Here is a 20670-nt window from a genome sequence, read left to right as displayed (position 1 = left end):
TAAAACACAACAGTCATATTATTTTGATTAAAAAAATTCAGTTATTAAACCTGATTTCTGAAACACTGCAATAGCATATTAAGAAAACTTATTGGCATTTGGTTCATATTTTCTACCATAAAAAAACCGGGAATTCCCGGTTTTGATGACTTAAAAAAGTATTTTATTATTTAAAATCAGCATCCGTTACTCCGGAGTTGATCAAAACTTTTGTTGTTTTAATGGTCATTTTCTGACCTCCACCCTCAGCTTCCACTTCAGCCGGGAATTGTATTCCGTCTACAGCCATATAGCTTTTAATGGTTGCCTTTCCTTCACCGGCATCCGTCTTATACAAAAGTCCGGTTCCGGCATCGAAATAGAATTTTCCTTTATCGGAAGACAAAACATTATAATCTTTTCCGTCAAGTTTTTCTGTAGATACTGTCTTGAAATTAGATGCATCAAATGCTAAAGCATCCATTGGTTTTCCTTTCATCAGGTCAGCAATCTTGTCAGCAGGAATATCTGTTTTAGTTCCCATCTGATCAAAATATCCTTTCTCACCGTCAAAAAGCTGCACCATTTCTTTTCCCATAAAAGATTGTACAGATTTGAATTTATTTCCTAATTTCTTAGTTGTCATTTGGATTTCCATTCCCTGCACGGCAACGGTATTGTCAGTAATGGTAGATTTTACAGCGTCTAGTTTATCTTTTCCACCTAGTGCTTTGAAATAATTATCAATAACCTCTTTAGGTGTAAGTTTTGATTGTACGGCTTCTGTTTTAGCAGATACAGCCCCTTTCTTCTGAGCTGCTGCAGGTACTGAGAAAAGTACAGCGCAGAAAAATGGAATGATGATCTTTTTCATATTTATAATAAAGTTTAAAGGGTAAATATAGGAATATTGGCGGACATATAAATAAGTAACTTTGAAAACAAAAACCCGGCCAATTAGTTTACCGGATACATCTGACGTAATTCTTAGAAAAGATTTACAACAAAAAAACCGCCAAAGAATTGACGGTTTTCAAATATTTATATCTGAGTATAATTACTTCTTAAGTTCTTCTAAAAATTCGTCGTGAGAAATTTTAGTTTCTTTTTTAGTCGCTTTTTCAAGAATCACATCTTTCAGTTTAGCCATAGCTACTTCAGAAGAAATTTGTCTTACCTGCTCCTGGTCTTTCAACATTTCAACAGCATATTTCTGGATTTCTTCATCCCCTAAGTGGTGGATTCCGTAGATAGCCAATTGGTTTTTCACCAACTGTTCTGCCTGAGCCAATACATCAGCATAGTCAAGGCTGATTTCGTTCTCAGTCATCAATTTACCTTCGATGATCTGATATTTCAACTGGTTTTTCTCAGCTTCAAGAATTTCTTTAGCCTGTTCTTCAGACTGGATATTCTGGTTAGAGAATAACAACCACTTCACAAGGAAAGATTCAGGAAGTTTTACTTCTTCTTTCTCAGTTACCTGCTCCAATACTTTATTCACAAAGTGAACATCAGCATTCTGCTGGAAATACTCGTCTAATTCAGTTTTTACTTTATCTTTAAGCTCTTCTTCAGACTTGATGTTTCCTTCTCCGTATACTTTGTCGAAAAGATCCTGGTTCAGCTCAGCTAAGTTTAATGAATAGAAATCTTTCACTTTAACTTCTACTTCATTGTGGTGTAAGTGCTCAACTTCTTCTTTGCTGAATCCTAATTCTTTAGCTAATTCTTCATCACCTGTAAGAGTTTCTTTAGATACTTTTACAGATTCCTCCATTTTCAACCCTTTTACCAACTTGAAAGCTTCTTTGTTTTCAGCTGTAATAGTAAGGTTTTTTGGGTGGTGGTGGTGCTCACCTTCAGCATCTTCTTCCACAACCTGAGAAACTTCTAAAGCAATGTAAGAATCTTTAGTGATTTTATCTTGAGGAACCTGCTCTGCGAAACGCTTCTGCATGTTTTCAATGCTTTTACCGATTTCTTTGTCAGAAGCTTCTACTTTGTAGTGAGGAGCTTCATATTTAGCTAAATCTATAGTGAATTCAGGCTCAAATCCTACTTCGAAAGCAACTTCTAATTGATCAGCATTGTAATCGAATTCGTTTACTGGCTGAGGAACAGGCTGACCAACTAATCTTAGTTTGTTTTCATTAACATAGTTGTTTAAAGCATCAGAAACTTGTCTGTTGATTTCTTCAAATGCAATACCTGCTTCATATTGTTTTTTAACCATACTCAAAGGCACTTTCCCTTTTCTGAATCCAGGAACTTGCGCATTTTTAGCATAATTAATCAACTGCTTCTCTACTTTTTCTTTGTAGTCAGATTTTTCCAATGTTACTGTAAGCAATGCACTTACATCATCATGGTTTTGTGCGGTAACCTTCATTATTGATTAAAATTTTAGGTTGCAAAAATAGGAATTTTTTATGAAAAAAACTCATTTAAAATCAACTTATAAAGCCAAATATTGTTAAATAAAAAACCACCGGAAAATTCCGGTGGCCCAAACAAGATTAAAGGTATATTAATTAACAATATTATAATTGGCCTCCGCGTCTGTTTCTCCTCCTGTATGAGTTCCGTAAATCACTCCGTTTCCACTTACAGCAGAAGCTTCAGAAACTGTTACCGGCTCATGGAACAATGTAAGAACCAGCTGACTAGGTGCAGAAGCATTTTTTACAGCGGTATTGACTACCCATTTTGTTTTCAACCCAACACGGTTTCCATCATCTCTTTTGGAAGATTCATCATCTGTACGGGTTAAGGTGATATCAGAATTGGGAAAGTTATACACCAGGAAATGTGCATTTTTTGCTTCCTTAATTTCCTGAGTAGTATCTTCATCACCATTCTTGAAAATAACTTCTACATTATAAGTATGGCCATTGATCAGTTTAACATTAGGGTTTGTGGTACTGTTCACCTGATAATCATAAACTACGGGAACTCCTGTAGCTTCATCCGTTACTCTTAAGAGAACATCTGACAATTCTTCCTGAGGAAGGTCATCTGCTTCATCATCGCTTCTGTTACACGATGTTAAGCTTAAAGAAACAGCTAAGAATAAAAGTCCTAAGATAAGTGTTGTATTTTTAAAAATATTTTTCATGTTTTTGATTTTAAGTAATTAAAATTGATATTTAAGAGTTAAAATGAAGTTTCTTCCCATTTCGTTGGAAAAGAAACGTAGTCTGTTCAGATAATCTCTGTAAGATTTGTTGAATATATTTCGGACTGAAAAATCAATTCCGAAATTTTTAGACAGATTTACCCCTGTCTGAAGGTTCCAAAGGGAATATCCGTTTGGAGGTGTAGAAATATCCACTTCTTCATTGTAAGGATTTCCGTCTGAATCAAATAATCTGATCGGAACGTTATAAACAGGAAATCTCTTCTGTTTCAGATAAGTATTGTTACTCACTGTGAAATAGAAGTTTTTCCATTCTTTTTTACTGAATTCCAATGAATTGTTAAAATTCGGCGGCATCATTAAAATAAGCGGCACATCATGAGTAGTATCCTGTCCATACACATAGGAACCGCTTCCTTTGTATGTCAGATTATCTGTAATTTTAAGCTGAGCATCGATATCCAATCCATACATTTTTGCATTGATCTGCTGATAACTATACTCTACAAAAGCTCCACCCCATTGTGTATTCAGATAACCTGTAGGAATCTGATTGATGAAATTCTGAGTATAAAAGAAATACGGGTTTACAGAAATATTTAATCCTTTCAGGACATTTGCTTTTACGTCTGCCACTAAATTAAACTGATTTCCGGTTTCACTTTTCATTCTCATATCCCCTCTCTCAATGATCGCTGCGGAATGGTGAAGTCCGTCTGCAAAAAGCTCTGCGATATTCGGAGATCTTGAAACCCTGGCGTAATTGAATTTCAGGTTAAAATATTCGGATGGATGGTAAACAATTCCCCCGTTTACTGAAATATTATTATAACTTAAAGACGGCTTGGTAAGAATTCTGTTTTGGTTGATTCTTACTACAAAATCTGAATAATCTGATGCATATTTTTTATTCCAGTCACTCAGATCAAACCATTTTGTTACTTCGTAATGATCATAATCGTATCTGCCTCCCAGTTCAAGATCCAGTTCCGGTGCAATTTTATATTTCAGTACGGAATAAATTCCTGCATAGTATCTGTCATAGTTCGGAACAAGACGTCTCGCCTCGGTCTGGGTACTGGAATAATTGTTTTGATATCCTGCACTAATTCCTGTTTCAAGATTCCAGTTTCCTCTTTCTATCAGGTGGTTTACATTCAGATCGTTGGTGATCAGTTCAAGGTCCAAAGCAGGTTTTTTACTTAATGCTTCTGTACGCCTGATATCATATTCTTTTCTATGATTGTACTGAAAGCTGTAAGTAGCTGTTATTTTTCCAAAATTTTCAAACCTTTTGTAAGCCGAAACTTTAGCAATATGATGTTCAATTTCCTGTCGCGGATTATCGATATCATAACTAAAATCTCTCTGATATATTGGTTCCGGAGATGTAAGGGCATTACGAAGATCTGCAGAGTTTCCTACATGAGAACTTCTAAGAATCCCGACGGTACTTTTAGTCAGATAATAATCAAAAGAAAATCCTTTTTCAAATGTCATTTTCTGCACCCCAAAATTAAATCCCGAGCTCTCAAGTCCTGTATTCATCAGGCCATAATCCGGAGCTTCAAGATCTCCAAGTTTTTTATAACTTCCATTGGTTTTTATAGCCCATCCGTTCTCCCATGTTTTTGCAAGTTTTACATTAAGATCAGCGCCTCTTCCGTTTGAAATCCCGGAAAGAGAAACATTTCCCATAATAGTATCTTTCTTAGGCAAAACCTGAGGCTGTAAAACAACAACTCCACCTACAGCACCTGCTCCATATTTCAAAGCTGATGCTCCTTTAATGACATCAATATGTTCAAAATTATTGACATCTACGTTAGGAGCGTGCTCTACTCCCCATTCTTGTTCAGCAAGCTTTACCCCATCATTAAGGATGGAAACCCTGCTTCCATAAAGACCGTGGATAATAGGCTTGGCTATGTTATTTCCTGTTTTCAGAACATTGACACCAGAAATATTGGTTAATAAATTTCCTAAGTTCTCAGTAACATTTCTTGAAAGCGTTGATTTATCAAGTGTTTTCACCACCATACTTCCATTGTTCTTATGACTTCCATGAATGGTCACAGTTTCGATATCTTTAATGTGGTGTTCCAGTGTAATCACCAGCTGAACATCCTTATCAACTCCTATATTTTCAGTATAATCATTGCAATCAGGATGTTGAGCAATGAGTGTATACTTTCCTGCAGGAATTTTGTCAAAAGAAAACTGACCTTTCTTATTGGTTTTAGCTGTAAAGTTCCCGATTTTAATCACTGCATTTTCCAGCCATGTTTTATCATGGAAATCCTGAACGGTTCCCTCTACAGTATAAGTTTTTTGTGCACTTGTAAATACTGATCCACAAAAGACCAGCAGCAGGCAATATATCAATTTCATTGTAAATAGATTGATTGCGCACCCTTTTCAACAGGGTACATTTTCGTTAAAATTTGTGAGAAGGGCTAGTTTTAAATGTACAATGTAAAAGTCTAATGTCTGATGAGAAGTTAGAGGTTAGAAGCTAGAAATTAGTAATTGAACATTATTTAAATACCAATTACAAATTAACAGTTGTTTTTCCAGCAACTCTAAACCTTAAACTTTAAACATTGAATTTTAAAGTACAGAACTTTAAACCCTATAGAATCTATGAATTATGCAAATGCGGGCGGCCCCCGAAGCTGGAAGGTGAATTTGGTCTGTGACCAGATTTTCTCCTGAATGGCGATGATTTGTTTTACTTCATGGCTGTAATGCTCAAAAGTAAAGTTGAATTCTTCAGGAGCTAATGTATGTCCGGTAACCAAAAAGTGGCAGGCCAGACAGTCACCAGCTTTCTCTTTAGTAACGGCTTTCGTCATTGTATTCTCTGCTTTTTTAAGATGAAAAGCCTTAAAATAGTCTACAGAATCATGATGGTGAAAGCTTTGAGAAAGCAGCGCAAGGAAATACACTCCAAACAACAGTTTGGAGATAAAACTCTTTAGGTTTCTGCTTTCTTTAAAAATCATGGTTCAAAATTATGAAAATAATTTAATTGTTTCCTTAAACTTTTATTAAATTACTTAATAACTGTTGACAATAGGTAGAAGTTAATACGGTTTTGTTACAAAAAAAAATGCTTCATCATTTTAGTTGATAAAGCATTTATATTTTGGTTTAATCCAGTTGGGTTCCAAGATATTCCCACTCCTGTAAAGCTGTATCCAGCTCCTCCTTAGCTTTGTTATATTCTTCTAAGGTTTCATCTGAAGGATTTTCTTTGGCAAAAGATGCTTCCATCTGCTCTACTTTTGTTTCAAGCTCAGAAATTTTCTCTTCCACTTTCTTGATTTTATTCTGAATATTTTTCTGTTCTTTACTTACAATATTTGAAGACTGGCTGCTGCTTACAACAGGTTTCTCCTCTACTTTCTTAGGTTCCACCTTTACTTCCGTATGAAGTTTGGCTTTTTCTGCAGAAATCTCTCTGATGGTTTCTTTCTGTCTGTACTCAAGATATTCGTTGATATCACCAAGGAATTCTTTCATTTTCCCATCACGGAATTCGTAGATTTTATCACAAAGTCCCTGAAGGAATTCCCTGTCGTGAGAGATGACAATTAAAGTTCCTTCAAAATTCTGCAGTGCCAGCTTGATAATTTCCTTAGACTGGATATCAAGGTGGTTGGTAGGTTCGTCCATGATCAGCGTGTTGAAAGGACGAAGCAACAGTTTACAAAGTGCCAGACGGTTTCTCTCTCCTCCGGAAAGTACTTTTGTTTTCTTAGTAACGGCATCTCCCTGGAAAAGGAAAGATCCTAATAAGTCTCTTACTCTTGGTCTTGTTTCTTCTGTTGCTGCATCTTCAGCTTCTTCCAGAACCGTTTTATTAGGTGTTAAAACCTCTTCCTGATTCTGAGCGAAATATCCAATGTTGACATTATGTCCAAGATTCCAGGTTCCTGAATAGTCTTTGATATCTCCTGCCAGGATTTTAGCCAGCGTAGTTTTTCCCTGACCGTTCTGCCCCAGAAGGGCAATTCTGTCTCCTCTCTGAACGATGAAGTCTACATCATCAAAAATTTGCTTCTGTCCGTAGGCTTTTCCAAGATTGATCGCTTCGAAGATCACTTTTCCCGGAACCATAGACTGTACGAAACGGATATTGAATTTTGAAACGTCTTCGTTATCCACTTCAATACGTTCAATCTTATCTAATTTTTTAATAAGTGACTGCGCGAAAGAAGCTTTGGTAGCACTTGCACGGAACTTATTAATGTTATCCTCCATTTGTTTGATCTCCGCATCCTGATTCTTTTTAGCCTGAATCAGTTTTTCACGGCGGTCTTCTCTCATGATCAGATACTTGGAATAGTTGGCTTTGTAATCGTCAACTTTTTTATTGTTGATATCAAAAGTACGGTTACAAACCGCTGTCATAAACTGTTTATCGTGACTTACCAGAACAATAGCTCCGGGATAATCCTTAAGGAAGTTCTCCAACCAGATGATGGATTCCATATCCAGGTGGTTGGTAGGCTCATCGAGAAGCATGATATCGTTCTTCTGAAGAAGTAATTTTGCCAATTCGATTCTCATTCTCCATCCTCCGGAAAATTCATCGGTGATTTTCTGGAAATCATCTGCTTTAAATCCTAAACCGAATAACACTTTTTCCATGTCACCCTCAAGATTGTAGGCATCATGGTTCATCAAAAGGTCATTCAGCTCGGTCATTTTATTAATCAGATCCGTATAGGAATCACTTTCGTAATCTGTTCTTACAGTCATCTGGTGATTCACTTCTTCAAGCTCATTCTTCCAGGCATTGATCTGTTCAAAAGCCTGCATGGTTTCTGCCCAGACCGTTCTTCCTTTTACGAAATCAAGATCCTGCTTCAGGAAACCAATGGTAACACTTCCTTCAGTGACAACTTCTCCCTCGTAGAAATTAATTTCTCCGGAAAGCATTTTCAATAAAGTGGATTTTCCTGCTCCGTTTTTACCAACGAGACCCACTTTATCATCCTTTTTAATGGTGAAATTGACATTTTGAAATAAATAATTTCCTGAATGATGTAATCCTAAACTTTGAACCGAAAGCATCTTAATTAATAATTAGTAATGAATAATGAATTTTCGGGTGCAAAAATACGGAAAAAGAAATGAATAGCCGAGAAATAAAAAAACAGGCCAGAATTTGGCAATTTTTCTCTGTAGGTAAAACATTAAACCGCAAAAAAGGAGACACCATGAGATGTCCCCTAACCTAAATTTAAAACTGAGAAGTATTTTCACGAATGCTTCTATTCATTTACTCTAACAGCTGCCGGTGTTTTTACAATAGAGCGAAGCCAGATATCATTATTGGGAACGTTTGTTCCATAAAGAAAATCTGCAACAAAGCTGTCTTCCGGCAGATGAAGTTCTACGGAAAGTCTTTTTGTCCGGCTTGTTTCATCAACGGAGGTACTGCTTGATACATTTAATCCGTTATTGATCAGCTCAATATTAATTTCACGCTGGGTTCTGTACCGGAAACTATTACTGTACAATCCGAAGTTTGATGAAATATGCGTATACTCTGCAAATCTTCCGAAATCATATATTGGCTTTTTGTTTCCGGAAAGATCCTTCAGATATTCTTTCATTTTACTATAATACCTGCTAAGAAAAGAATGTTTATTATAATCTGTTCCGAAATAGGCTTCATTTTCTGTACTAAACACTGACAATATGATATTGGTCTCATCCATCATCAGTTTTCCATATACTTTTGAGAGGTCGTTATATACTTTATCCCTGCACACAAATGCCTGCGAAAGTCCATTCACTGTTTCCACTTTATATTCTGAGAGCAATGCATCCCAGATTTTATTTCCATCAGCACTGGTTTTTGCATTTCTGATATCTGAAACATAGCTATGCAGATCATCAACATTTGCGAAATCTGTAGAAATATAAACAGATTGCGGTCCTTCAAGATAGCCGCCTCCAATATCGGCATGATCTCCGGGAACGAATACTTCTTTCCAAACTGATGATTTTTTTTCTGATTTCTGATCCTGCATTGTTTTTGAATTCTCAAATAAGCCGGTAAGCGGAAAGAAAAACCTGCCCTCATTAACTGCACAGAAATGCAGAGCATTCTCTATCTGTACAGACATATTCATATTATAGGTATTAAAAGGTTTGGACTCTACCGTATCAAAAAGCCCCAGAAATTTTATTCTGCAATTTCCCACAGCATAATGAGTCAGAAGCTGATTACAGAAGGTTCTTGCCAACATACCTCCCCGGCCGAATCCGTATACATAAAAATGGTATTCTTTGGTGTCATCATGGGTTATTTTTTGCACAAATTCCCCGGCTTTCTGAAGTTTATCATCAGATGAATAACCACTTCCATAGGGTGGGTTTGCACAGGTTGCCATAGCAAAATTATTATCTTCATGACCTGTTACAGTACCAATTCCTTCAATATATATCTTTTCATCTCCAACGAACAGACTGTATAATTTATAGATATTGCTGAAAGTCCCGTAATAGCTTTCATTATTATTCAGCGGTTTATCCGGAGAAAGAATATTGCCCCCATTATTTCCTGTGCCGTCAAAGAAAATCCCGACGGAAATCACTCTGTTACCATTCATGTTTCTACTTTAATTTTTTATTACAGATCCTGTTGTGTTTTTTTCAACTGACATCCCTTAAAGAGACATTCCAAAATAACAGAAGAAAAACAAGGTTCGCTAGAGTGAAAAGTACCAAATAAAAAATTCCGTATTTCTACGGAATCAATTTATATTTTTTCAAGAGAGTAAATATTGTTGACAATAGCATAGATGACTATTCCTACTGTATTTCTGGCTCCGATTTTTTCGAGAATACGCTGTCTGTGACTTTCTACAGTTCTCGGGCTGATAAAGAGTTTTTCTCCGATTTCGTTGTTAGTCAGTTCCTGGCAGATCAGTTTTACCACATCTTTTTCTCTTTCGGATAATTCATCTTCTGTTTCAAAAAGAGAATTTTTCTTGGCAGAACTGTTCATATAAGTAAACAGCATCTGATGATCTTCAGCCGTAAAAAAAACTCCGTTTTTGTCTACCATTGTAATGGCATCAATAAAGGTTTTCTTATTCGAATTTTTCGGCAGAAACGCAGATACTCCCAGCTTGACCATATATCCGAGAATTGAGGTCTTATAATGGGATGACAGGATAATAATTTTAAGATCGGGAAATTTCTCTTTGAGGATTTCTACCAGTTCAAAACCGTTCATCGGTTTCATCTGAACATCTACAAGAGCAATATCAGGGAATTCATCTTTTGAAAGTTTTCCGAGGTCTTCGATAAAATCGGGGCCATTATCTGCGGTAAGGGTCACCGATATATTTTTTTCATTGGACAGCAGCATTTTTACCCCTTCGAGGATCAGCTGTTCATCATCAATCAGTGCTAGTTTGATTTGGGAACTCATGATATTTTGGAATTTTTATGATTAAACGACTTCCTTTGTTTGAAAATGTTTTTTTCCATTTGTGTGTGGCATTCATAGATTTGATGCGGGATTCGATATTTTTTATCCCCATTCCTTTTTTCACTTCTTCATATTCAAAGCCCTGCCCGTTATCCGAAATCACTACAGCCATATTTTCAGGATAATCTTTCATGTAAATCCAAATATCTGTTGCGTCCGAATGTTTGATCACATTGGTAGTAAACTCCTGAATAATTCTGTACAGCTGTACTTCCACGAAAAGATCTTTCTTTTCATATCCCTGCATCACCTGCAAAGAGATATTGATTTTGTGGGAAAGGTTGGCTATTAATTCTTCAACATATAAAACCAGCCCTACCGACTCCAGGTTTACAGGGTATAATGAATGGGAAATACTTCTGGCAGCATCAATCAGGGAAGACATCTGGCCGTAGATATTTTTTTTGATCAGCTCATCGCCCTGAGTATCCAGATTATTTAACCATAAGGAAAGGATATTGAGACGGTTTCCGATATCATCGTGAATCATGACCGCAATTCTTTTTCTTTCTTCTTCCTGGGCTTTGATGTTTTCCAGCACCAATTTCTTCTGATGGAGAACTTCCGCCTCATGCTGTACATTTTTCTCCTTAATGATTCTGGTTATAAAAGCCCTGTACGCTAACAGAATAAAGGATACTATAACTGTTATGGTAACAATTATAAGGATCAGCAGATTGATATTTAAAGTTACTTCTTTAATCTGATAAAAGTGTATAAAAATGAACAGTACAAAATACCCGAAAGAATATTATTGGCACTGAGAATTGTATAGTAATCGTTTTCCGACAGATTGGCAATCTGATGCTGGATAATAAAAATAAATACCGAAACGGAATAGTAGAAAAAAATACTGGCATCTACGAGAAGAAAACGATTCTGTAAAGAGGTATTCTTAATCTCACGGATCAGCGTAAACCCGGAAAGACAGATGATAATGATATTGGAAACTACTTTCGCTATATCGGCATTGGCAGGATAATCGAATCCGTATTTCGAGATCATAAAACCCGCTGCCAATGTACCTGTAATCCACAGAACAGCTTTTGGCCAGTCCAGTTTTCTGACAAATAAGCCCGTCAGAAGGAAAAATTCTCCTGCGATATATAAAGGATAGAGGAATGAGGTATCATTCAGTCTGAAGATATAAGGCAGCGCCAGATTCAGCAGCTCAATAAAAAAAAGAAAAGCAATACAATGAAAATATTGCTTTTCTTTATGATTTAATATGCGGTATTTTGCTGCTCCCAGCAGTATAACAGATAGAAGCAGTGCATAATTCAGGAATAAAATTGCCTTATAAAGTCCAGCCATTCCTCAGTATATCATTTTAAAATTCGCATCCTACATCTACATCCGGAATACGGCAGATAGGAGGACACGGCTTTGCCCAGTCATAAGTATTGGAAATCACTTCTGCTCCCAGTTCTGCATTCCTGAGATTTTCACGGAAAGAGATAAAAATAAGGGTTACCAGCATTTTTCCATAGATATCATTGTATCTGATACCAAAAGAACAGGTAATACCGGCCAGCCCTTCATCTGAAAGGCAAAGGTCTGCTATAGGAACATAGAATTTTCTGAAAATTCCGCTGCCTTCATTTTCTCTGCTCTCTTTATAAAACCAGTCCATCCCCTGGTTTCTCCAGCGTTCAATGGCATCTACAGCTTTGTCCTGCTCAAGAACCGGTGTATTGGAAACGGGGAATCCCATATTGGCATTCTTCTCCATACTCTCAAGATCTCTGGAAAGAACCGCATTTCTGATGACAGTATATTCCTGTATTTCCTGCAGCCTCAGATCTTTATCAAGTTCGGTAAGGAAGCTGTATGGATATTCTTTTACATCTATTTTTTCCCCGTCGTTATTCATAGGATAAAAAATAAGAATCAACCGGTCTCTGTAAATTCCTACTGCAGCACAGAAGTCTTTATAATCACTGAACCCTTTCATCCATTCAAGGTGTTCTCTGGAAATATTAAAAACATAGTTGGTAGGGATAAGCTTTTGAATCCTGGAAAAGTCTGAAAGAGATGCTTTCCACTCATTTGATGCTGTCCTGCATTCTTCTACAGGCAGCATATAGTCTACAATGTTTAATGTTGACATAAGCATAGTTTTTAGTCCTATAAAAATATAGAAACTAAATATGCTACGCAAGAGGATTTTAATTAATAATTTTTCACAGTAATATGATAACAGCTCTGTTGTTTCTCTTTGATGAAATATATTCTACCGGCTTTCTCATAATACTTTAAAACTTTCTCCAATGCCAATTCCATTTTCGGATTGTACTTTAAAACGTTGTTGAATCTTACATAAGAAATGTCAAAAGAATTGCCATAATTGTGTGAACTAATCCCTAGTGAGGCGTTGGAATTCACTCTTCTAAGCCTGCATTGGTCTTCAAGCGTTCTGGTAATGGATGAAACAGTAAAGGTACCGCCTTTTGTATCCTTGCTGAACTTAGAACCTATTTTTTCCAATGTAGTTTTTGCCTTTGATACCATATAAGCCCTGCTGTAATCAAGTTTTTGAACGCGATATCCTTTACCCGATTTTTTTATTTTGTGGAATTTGCCGCTATTGATGTATCGCTGCACTGTTTTGGAATCTTTCAGCAGCTGTACCCCAAAACTTTTTGAGGCATCAAGATGAGATTTATAAAGCGGTGTAGGTTCAACCTTCAATACAGTGGCAAGATCATAGCAGGGAAAAGCTTTTTTAGCTGCCTGCGAATAATGTAAACTATAAATAAAAGGTACAAAGACCACACAAAAAAACTTTCTCATTCACCATCCTTTTAAATTACAAATGAAAGATAAAACATTTATGTTATATCTTTCAAAACCGACTATTATACTCTCTAAACAAATCCCAAACAAACTTTACACCAAATTACAGATTTTGTAATTTTTGTTCTCTCTTTTTTGAAATATTTTTCAGATTTATCTTTTTACTTTAAGATTTAAATTTTACATTTGAGATACTTTAAACAATAAACAACATGATAAAAAAACTTTTCGCTGAATTTTTCGGCACATTTTGGCTTGTTTTCGGAGGATGTGGAAGCGCTGTTTTTGCAGCCGGTGTTCCAGATATTGGCATCGGACTTTTAGGAGTTGCTTTAGCCTTCGGTCTTACTGTTCTTACCATGGCTTACGCTGTAGGGCATATCTCAGGAGGGCATTTTAATCCGGCAGTTTCTTTTGGACTTTTAGCAGGAGGAAGATTTTCTGCAAAAGACCTTATCCCTTACATTGTAGCACAGTGTCTGGGAGCAATTGTAGCAGCAGGATGCCTGTATACGATTCTTAACGGAGCCGGAGCGGTAGAATTCTCAAAACCCGGAGATTTCGCTACCAACTTTTACGGTGAAGCCGTTTATAACGGAAAAGCTTTCAGTATGGGAGCTGCATTTCTTGCTGAGTTCTTATTAACCGCTTTTTTCCTTATTGTAATCATGGGAGCCACGGATAAGTGGGCTAACGGTAAGTTTGCCGGTCTTGCCATCGGTCTTGCTCTTACGTTGATCCACCTGATCTCAATCCCGATTACAAATACTTCTGTAAACCCAGCGAGATCACTTTCTCAGGCAGTCTTTGTGGGAGGAATTGCCATGTCGCAGCTTTGGCTGTTCTGGGTTGCCCCTATTTTGGGAGGAGTTGTAGGAGGTTTAATCTACAAGTTCTTACTTCAGAGAGATACTGCTGAAATTGCAGATTAATTTTAAAATACTATTCAATGATAAAATCCTGTCAGGCGGCAGGATTTTTTTATTTTCTGATTTTGAATAATTGTTTTGAAATTCTTTGTAAACACAAAGTTTTTATAAAGATGAATTTTTATTTAAGGGAGCAAAGTGGTTACGACTACGTCGTTGATAAAGTGATAGGTTTTACGATCGCTTAATAAAAATCAATGAAATTGATTCCTTTTTTGCTTTCTTAAACTTTAAAAATAAGTCTTTGCGTTAGAATAAGAGACCTCCTTAATTTTATTTCAGTTTTTTGATTTCAAAGGGATTTTTAAAAATAAGTTCCTCATGCTTTCCTTTGATTTCCATTTTACGCTGGAGAAGATTCAAAGCCATCTTCCTGATAAAAAAATCTTTGTCATTCAATCTCCAGTAGGAATCTTCATGGAGTTTTTTAGGCTGGCGGATCAGATAAAATTCGGTATCCCAGGTATCCGCATTGTGATAGAATTCAATGATTCCGCAATGTTCCGGAATTAAAGCAGCATCTACCATTCCCATCGGGAGCAAAAAACTGAAAGAATTACACATATAATCCCCACAGGAAATTTTATCGTGTTTCAGAAATTTTTCTCCGGTGTCTTTATTCAGGTATGATTTTTTGAAATCATTTTTAAAATCACTTTTTGAAAGTTTAATTTCAATTTCATGACTTCCACCTTCCGAATCTATGATTAAGATGTCTGCTTCCCAATCTGCCTGAAAATAATTCGTCAGTACGATTTCTTTTTCAAAATCGCAATGGGAATGGATGTAGGCGTGTATGAGTTCTTCTATTTTGATCATTTTTTTATGATGGTAAAGATATTTTTAATAAAACGCAATGCCCGCAAAGTTTTTAATAGCCAAGTGTTTAAAGGCTCGCAAGGGCGTTTCACTCAGCAAAAGTTTCAAATTATTTTATGATACAAAAATTAACAAGTGGAGCGAATTGACAATTAACAATTGCTTTCTTCGGTTTAAATCATCAGCTAACCAGTAAACTACATCCTCTGATATCTGAATGGTCTATTCTTCCTAACACCTGAAATTTATCACCGATTATTTTTCCTAAATCCTGTGTGGCAATAAATGAGCAGGAATGGGTATTGGCAAGATCAATAATATTAATAGCTCCTGTGCGGCCTTCTTTTTGGTACGTTAAGGGATCTTCTGCATTGCGAACCATAATTCTCATCCAGTTGGGACACTCATATTCATTATTTCCAAGGGAGTAAGCCTGTGAAAGTAACTCTGTCATAGAATATTCTGAATAGATTTTCTCCGTTTTAAGGCCTTCCTGCAATATTTTAAGCAATTCATCCTTGGTCATTTCTTCCTTCCGCCCCTTCATACCGCCGGTTTCAATCACTATTAAATTTTCAGGGAAATTCAGGAATTCTTCGCTTTGCTCAGAATGACAGTAATCAAGAAAGTCTAATAAAGCAAAAGAAACTCCGAAAAGAATCACTTTTTTATCCTGCAAGGTGTTCAATAGTTCAAAGAGTTCAGCATGATTATAAAGGAAATATCCGTTTTCCGGCTTGGCAGATTTTTTCATCAGATAATCTACCATATAGATGAGTGATGAATTCTGTCTCTCAAGATAACTTGGAAGCAGCCCCAGAAAAATAAAATCTTCCGGTTTTCCGATGAACTGTTCAAAGCTTTTATAAATACTCTCCTCATAAAGTTCCGGATCTGCGATGAAATGTTTGGAAAGGTTCATCTGGGTGGTTCCTGAACTTTGAAAGAAAAGATCCGTATCCACATTTTTATCCAGAATCTGATGATTTTTAAACATTTCAATAGGAAGAAACGGAATCTTCACCAGACTATCTACCTCATCGGGACTAACCTTCAGAAAATCAACAAATTTCCTGTATATTTCAACATTTTCATATTGATAACGAAATGTTTTCAATGAGGCATTCAGGAAATCCTGTTCAGTCTGTATGTTGAATATATTTTTCAGTTCCATAATTTTTGAGTTTCTTAATCCCCGGCTGCAGGGCAATTATAGAGATAGAATATTTTTTTAATAATTTTTTAATGCATAAAACCTATTTTGGTAGACTTATTGCAATGACTTATCCGGAATATGGATTAAAAACAAGAGTGGGTTTTCCACCCGTTCGAAAGTTACCTCTTTTTAGAGGTAATTTTTTTTGCTTTATTTTTCAAAAGTTTCCAGTTCAAAATCTTTTTCAAAAACCCCGTAAGTGAAATAGGAAATCCAGTCTCCAAGGTTGATATATTTTGCATTCTGTTCCAGATCCAGTACCATAGGCAGATGTCTGTGTCCATAGATAAAATAATCAATCTTCTGGGTTTTCAGCTTTTCTTTGGAATAAATGATGAGAAACTCTTTATCTTCTCCCAGAAAAGCCTTGTCCTCTTCTCCTGAGATCATTTTATTTTTTTGGGAAAGATACAATGCTACTTTCATCGCAATATCGGGATGAAGCCATTTGAAAAACCATTGTGCCACAGGGTTTGTGAATAATTTTTTCATTCTTTTATAGCCTTTATCTCCAGGTCCCAAACCATCTCCATGGGCCAGCAGAAACTGCTTCCCTCCCATTTCAAAATATTGTTTCTGATAGAATACGGTACACCCGATTTCTTCTTCCAGATAATCTTTCATCCAAAGATCATGATTTCCGACAAAGAAATAAATATGAATTCCTCTGTCTTTCAATTCTGCAATTTTCCCGAGCACCCGGACATATCCTTTGGGAATGACATGCTTCCATTCGTGCCAGAAGTCAAAAAGATCACCCATTAAAAACAAAACCTGCGCATCTTCCTTGATCTCATCCATCCAGCGTATAAATCTCTCTTCCCGCACCTTGCTTTCCTTTGGTGTAGGGGCACCAAAATGCTGATCCGAAGCGAAATATACTTTTTTTCCAGGTTCTAAATTAATTGTTGTTTTTAACACCTTCTGAGTTTTGTGAAAAATTATTGATTATCTTCTGCAACCCATTCTCCATAAGAGTTTTCTGTCTCATGAAGTTTAAGATAGGCTAAAGAAATTCCTTCGGGAAGTCTCGATTTGATTTTAGCAGCAATGGCATACAACATGTTTTCACAGGTTGGCTGGAAGCTGCAATAGATTACTTTATGTCCTTTCTGTTCAAGGTCATCTCCCAGTTCTTTGTGTGGAGACAGCGCATTGACAAGAACCGCATGGTCCCATACATCTACGATTTCAGATTTTACGATACTTTTGATATCTCCGAAATCTACCACCATTCCATTTTTAGGATTTTCAATATCATTAATCGGTTTTCCTTTCACTGTTACAAACAGTTTATAGGAGTGCCCATGCATATTTTTACACTTCCCATCGTAGTTGTAAAGCACGTGAGCCGTTTCGAATGTAAAAATTTTTGTAATACGTATCATAGTACAAAGATAGGATAAAACAGCTTAATAGAGAAAAGACTGTTTCTATTACAACGATTTTAAAATATTCTTTTTAGAAAAAACCTGAAAATAATATTGTTGAAATAGAAAGTTTCATGGAGATGTTTGTTTGATGTTTCCCTAGTAAAAACAGCGGTCGTTTTATTCTATTACATTACAGGAAAAATTATTCATTATATTCTGGTTTTAATTGACCGGTTTGAAAGCCTAATTCTCTCAAATAATCAAGTCCGTTTTGTATTTCCATTGAATTGAAACCGGACCATCCTTTTTTTAACCCCATTACAATTAACTGCCTGATGTATTTAGGCTTATTGAGATTTATCTCATCTTCTGAACCTGTGATTTTATTCATCAGTTTCACACCTGATTTTAAAGGCTGCCCCATTACATAATCCTCGACAGTCATAAATTTGATGATTAGAGGGGTTTGCTTTTGTCCGTTTAAAAATACTTTTACAGTCAAAGTATTAGTTTTAGTTTCAGAGTGATATTGATCAGAAACCAAATACAAGTATTCTATAGTATTGACAGTTATTTTTCTTAACTTATTTTTCATTACCTCGTTCTTCTACCCAGATATTTCAGACATTATCTTATCGTTTTTTCAAACTTGTTAATAATGGTATACGCTTTATCTTTTACAACAATATCATAATTTCCTTTATCCAGGATTAAAAAACGACTGTCTTGGGAAGTATTGAGTTCAATGATATCCGCAGGAACACCTTCCTTTTCAAATTCACCTTTTCTGTAAGCTAAAACCAGGGCCGGATAATTTGAAATTTTAGAAGAAGGAATTTTGTAAAACTTCCTGTTTTTACTCAACATCCAATGCGGCCTTCCGTTGATGTATTTAGTAACAGGATGAATGATTTTAATATCAGTATACAACTCCTTGTCTTCTCCATTGTATATTCCCTTATTTTCATCTTTCAAAACAACAGGGATGGTATTATTTATCAATCTTAAAAGCGGTTCATTATACTTCAGGCTACTTTTTTCTGAAAACTGAGTCTGGTCAATCGTAAAAGGATTGATCCCCGTCAGGTCGGAAAGTCGCCCCGCCATTGTTTTCTCCCAGGATTTATGAACCCCTTCATAAGCATGCTGATAGCCACAATAGATCAGATATTTGCCTTCTTTATTTTTCTGCATAAAATCGAAGATATTGTTTGCCTCTCCTATTTCCCTTTGTTTATTATTTCCTTCTGCTTCATATGAGAAAAGCTTGAACCCAATTTTCAAGGCATTGTAAATAAAGTTTCCGAATTCCGGTTCTTTGGAATAATATCCACTGTTAAGAGCAGCAAATTTTGTGGTGTTTACAGAGTCACCCGCTAATGTTTCAAGTCCCAAATATCTGTAACCTTTGTCATATAATCCCTGAAGTAAGGAAGATGCGAAAGTTCGGTGACTGGCATTGTGATGGGCTTCATTAATGATGATAATCTGTTCACTAACGGATCTTTCTAAGATATAATCTTTTGCGTTGACGGGGATTAATTTCGTAAACTTCAAACTATCTGCAGTGCTCAGCTTTTTCACTCTTCCAAAAGTCATATCCCAACTTTCCAATGCAGATTTATATTGTCCGCTTATCGAGTAAAATGTTGCAGCCATCTGGCTTCTCCAGGATTGACTTTGGGTGGAGTCTGCCACCTTTTTTTTAATATCATCTGTAAACCAGTAAGGATTTTCCTGGCCATAGCCCGCCATGCTTAACAAGAGTAAAGTCAGTGAATAAGAGAATTTCATATGTATCTAGTTTTTGATTGATAATTGTCATCCGATAAGCTACAAATTCAGAGCCAACAGTACAAGAGGCCTGGCTCAAATCATTTCTTTATAAGTTATTTGCAAATTTTGATTTATTTACAGTTACTTTATTCTTAAAAGCTTTATAAATATAGTATTGGTTGATATTATTCTGAGTAATCAAAATAGGTTCAGCATTATCCTCAATTACAATTTTAGAATATCCCAGATCTGATGAAAAGGCATTTGAATTCCATGAATAATACAATTCAACGGCTTTAATTTTATCAAAATCTATTTTTCTCTCTTTTTGGCTCTGTTTATCCAATACTATGATTTGCTTTTCTAAAGGATCAATTTTAGCTTCTTCCCTTAAATTTCGCAAATAATATTTTTTTCTGATTATTGCTGTTCCCAAAAAGAGATAAGTAAGAAAAGAAAACAGTAAAACCGGAACAGCAAATGAAAATATCTTTGATAATGAAAGTTCATTCCAGTTCAGAATCATTTTACGTACAATGGCACCAGAAATAAAAACAGTAAAACACAGATAAAAATACCCCAATATCAAATTGCCTACAATTTTATTCTTTTTATACTCAAATTCCATTTTAACAAGTTAAAATTGTTTTACTCTACACCTTGTTCTAATTAAAAAACTTCTCCAGCCAGTCGTTTTCCAGACGTTTTATTTTTTTGGTTTCAGGATCAAACAGAATCCAAAGCGTACTTGAGTCTACCACAAGTTCTTCATTGCAATAGAACTCAACTTTTCTTGGCTGTTTGGCTCCTTCGGGAGTCAGAGGATAAGTTCTTACCGTAATGATATCATCCAGATAAACCTGTTTTTTATATCGGATATGATGATCCAGAAGCATCCAGGCGTCGTTTACATATTCTGTTTGCTGTTTCAGAAGATCCCAGTGCTCTGCTGCCACTTCTTCCACCCAGTGTACATATTGTACATTATTCACATGGTTGTTCTGATCAATATGCTCTTCTGTTACTTTGATCTGTTTTTCGTACATCAAATTCATTCTCCTGAAAGTTTACTCAAATGTATCATTTTAAAATAAAACTTTCTTCATCCAGCCACTCACTTTTGTCCA

General features: G+C 35.9%; 21 protein-coding genes. 1 reads left to right on the top strand and 20 read right to left on the bottom strand.

Features of this window, described 5'->3' with window-relative positions; translation table 11 throughout:
• Positions 1–166 precede the first annotated feature (166 nt).
• The 12 genes from AB1278_RS05340 to AB1278_RS05285 all read right to left on the bottom strand — a co-directional run bounded on the left by AB1278_RS05340 (position 167) and on the right by AB1278_RS05285 (position 13427).
• On the bottom strand, positions 167–853 hold the full coding sequence (locus AB1278_RS05340; RefSeq protein WP_343644161.1) for a hypothetical protein: 687 nt from the start codon (positions 851–853) through the stop codon (positions 167–169).
• A gap of 183 nt (positions 854–1036) precedes the next feature.
• Positions 1037–2371 carry a trigger factor gene (locus AB1278_RS05335; protein ID WP_429812869.1) on the bottom strand — a complete coding sequence of 445 codons (1335 nt, stop codon included), beginning with the start codon at positions 2369–2371 and terminating at the stop codon, positions 1037–1039.
• 138 nt (positions 2372–2509) lie between these two features.
• Positions 2510–3097, bottom strand: a complete 588-nt coding sequence (locus AB1278_RS05330; RefSeq protein WP_227943435.1) for a hypothetical protein — start codon at positions 3095–3097, stop codon at positions 2510–2512.
• 18 nt (positions 3098–3115) lie between these two features.
• The gene (locus AB1278_RS05325; RefSeq protein WP_429812866.1) at positions 3116–5509 is read right to left on the bottom strand and encodes a TonB-dependent receptor; all 2394 of its coding nucleotides are present in this window, start codon (positions 5507–5509) and stop codon (positions 3116–3118) included.
• 257 nt (positions 5510–5766) lie between these two features.
• A complete protein-coding gene (locus tag AB1278_RS05320) occupies positions 5767–6123 on the bottom strand; it encodes a hypothetical protein (protein WP_238349641.1) in 357 nt (118 codons plus the stop codon).
• Between the two features lie 148 nt (positions 6124–6271).
• Entirely contained in the window at positions 6272–8200 is a 1929-nt protein-coding gene (locus AB1278_RS05315; RefSeq protein ID WP_110007987.1) for an ABC-F family ATP-binding cassette domain-containing protein, read from the bottom strand.
• 200 nt (positions 8201–8400) lie between these two features.
• On the bottom strand, positions 8401–9747 hold the full coding sequence (locus tag AB1278_RS05310) for a T6SS phospholipase effector Tle1-like catalytic domain-containing protein (RefSeq protein WP_429812862.1): 1347 nt from the start codon (positions 9745–9747) through the stop codon (positions 8401–8403).
• Between the two features lie 149 nt (positions 9748–9896).
• Complete coding sequence (locus AB1278_RS05305) at positions 9897–10574, bottom strand: response regulator (RefSeq protein ID WP_429812860.1); 678 nt, start codon at positions 10572–10574, stop codon at positions 9897–9899.
• A complete protein-coding gene (locus tag AB1278_RS05300) occupies positions 10543–11175 on the bottom strand; it encodes a sensor histidine kinase (protein ID WP_429812857.1) in 633 nt (210 codons plus the stop codon). The genes AB1278_RS05305 and AB1278_RS05300 overlap by 32 nt, the downstream gene beginning before the upstream one ends.
• Positions 11176–11324: 149 nt before the next feature.
• Positions 11325–11948 (bottom strand): hypothetical protein, encoded by a 624-nt coding sequence (locus AB1278_RS05295; RefSeq protein ID WP_429812854.1) that lies wholly within the window; start codon positions 11946–11948, stop codon positions 11325–11327.
• 16 nt (positions 11949–11964) lie between these two features.
• Positions 11965–12744, bottom strand: coding sequence for a hypothetical protein (locus AB1278_RS05290; protein WP_227943443.1), 780 nt, complete (start codon positions 12742–12744; stop codon positions 11965–11967).
• A 62-nt stretch (positions 12745–12806) separates the two neighbouring features.
• Positions 12807–13427, bottom strand: coding sequence for a DUF5715 family protein (locus AB1278_RS05285; protein WP_227943444.1), 621 nt, complete (start codon positions 13425–13427; stop codon positions 12807–12809).
• Positions 13428–13645: 218 nt separating this feature from the next.
• On the opposite strand from AB1278_RS05285, the gene aqpZ reads away from it, so the two are divergent.
• Positions 13646–14362 carry an aquaporin Z gene (gene aqpZ, locus AB1278_RS05280; protein ID WP_429817331.1) on the top strand — a complete coding sequence of 239 codons (717 nt, stop codon included), beginning with the start codon at positions 13646–13648 and terminating at the stop codon, positions 14360–14362.
• Positions 14363–14632: 270 nt separating this feature from the next.
• Here the strand turns inward: aqpZ and AB1278_RS05275 are convergent, their stop codons facing one another.
• From AB1278_RS05275 to AB1278_RS05240, 8 genes are all read right to left on the bottom strand, one after another.
• Positions 14633–15178, bottom strand: coding sequence for a hypothetical protein (locus AB1278_RS05275; RefSeq protein ID WP_429812850.1), 546 nt, complete (start codon positions 15176–15178; stop codon positions 14633–14635).
• A 181-nt stretch (positions 15179–15359) separates the two neighbouring features.
• Positions 15360–16352 (bottom strand): acyl transferase, encoded by a 993-nt coding sequence (locus AB1278_RS05270; protein ID WP_429812847.1) that lies wholly within the window; start codon positions 16350–16352, stop codon positions 15360–15362.
• Positions 16353–16544: 192 nt separating this feature from the next.
• On the bottom strand, positions 16545–17315 hold the full coding sequence (locus tag AB1278_RS05265; protein WP_202841163.1) for a UDP-2,3-diacylglucosamine diphosphatase: 771 nt from the start codon (positions 17313–17315) through the stop codon (positions 16545–16547).
• A 20-nt stretch (positions 17316–17335) separates the two neighbouring features.
• Entirely contained in the window at positions 17336–17782 is a 447-nt protein-coding gene (locus AB1278_RS05260; RefSeq protein ID WP_202841165.1) for a 6-pyruvoyl trahydropterin synthase family protein, read from the bottom strand.
• Positions 17783–17969: 187 nt separating this feature from the next.
• A complete protein-coding gene (locus AB1278_RS05255; RefSeq protein WP_202841167.1) occupies positions 17970–18362 on the bottom strand; it encodes a hypothetical protein in 393 nt (130 codons plus the stop codon).
• A gap of 32 nt (positions 18363–18394) precedes the next feature.
• Positions 18395–19561: a hypothetical protein gene (locus tag AB1278_RS05250; protein ID WP_202841169.1), complete on the bottom strand. Its 1167-nt coding sequence runs from the start codon at positions 19559–19561 to the stop codon at positions 18395–18397.
• Positions 19562–19649: 88 nt separating this feature from the next.
• Positions 19650–19979 carry a hypothetical protein gene (locus AB1278_RS05245; RefSeq protein ID WP_202841171.1) on the bottom strand — a complete coding sequence of 110 codons (330 nt, stop codon included), beginning with the start codon at positions 19977–19979 and terminating at the stop codon, positions 19650–19652.
• A 229-nt stretch (positions 19980–20208) separates the two neighbouring features.
• Positions 20209–20598, bottom strand: a complete 390-nt coding sequence (locus tag AB1278_RS05240; protein ID WP_202841172.1) for an acyl-CoA thioesterase — start codon at positions 20596–20598, stop codon at positions 20209–20211.
• Positions 20599–20670: the final 72 nt, after the last annotated feature.

It is taken from the genome of Chryseobacterium sp. NRRL B-14798 (assembly GCF_050470705.1).
Classification (GTDB): Bacteria; Bacteroidota; Bacteroidia; order Flavobacteriales; family Weeksellaceae; genus Chryseobacterium; species Chryseobacterium cupriresistens.
This window is presented reverse-complemented; position numbering and strand designations above follow the sequence as displayed.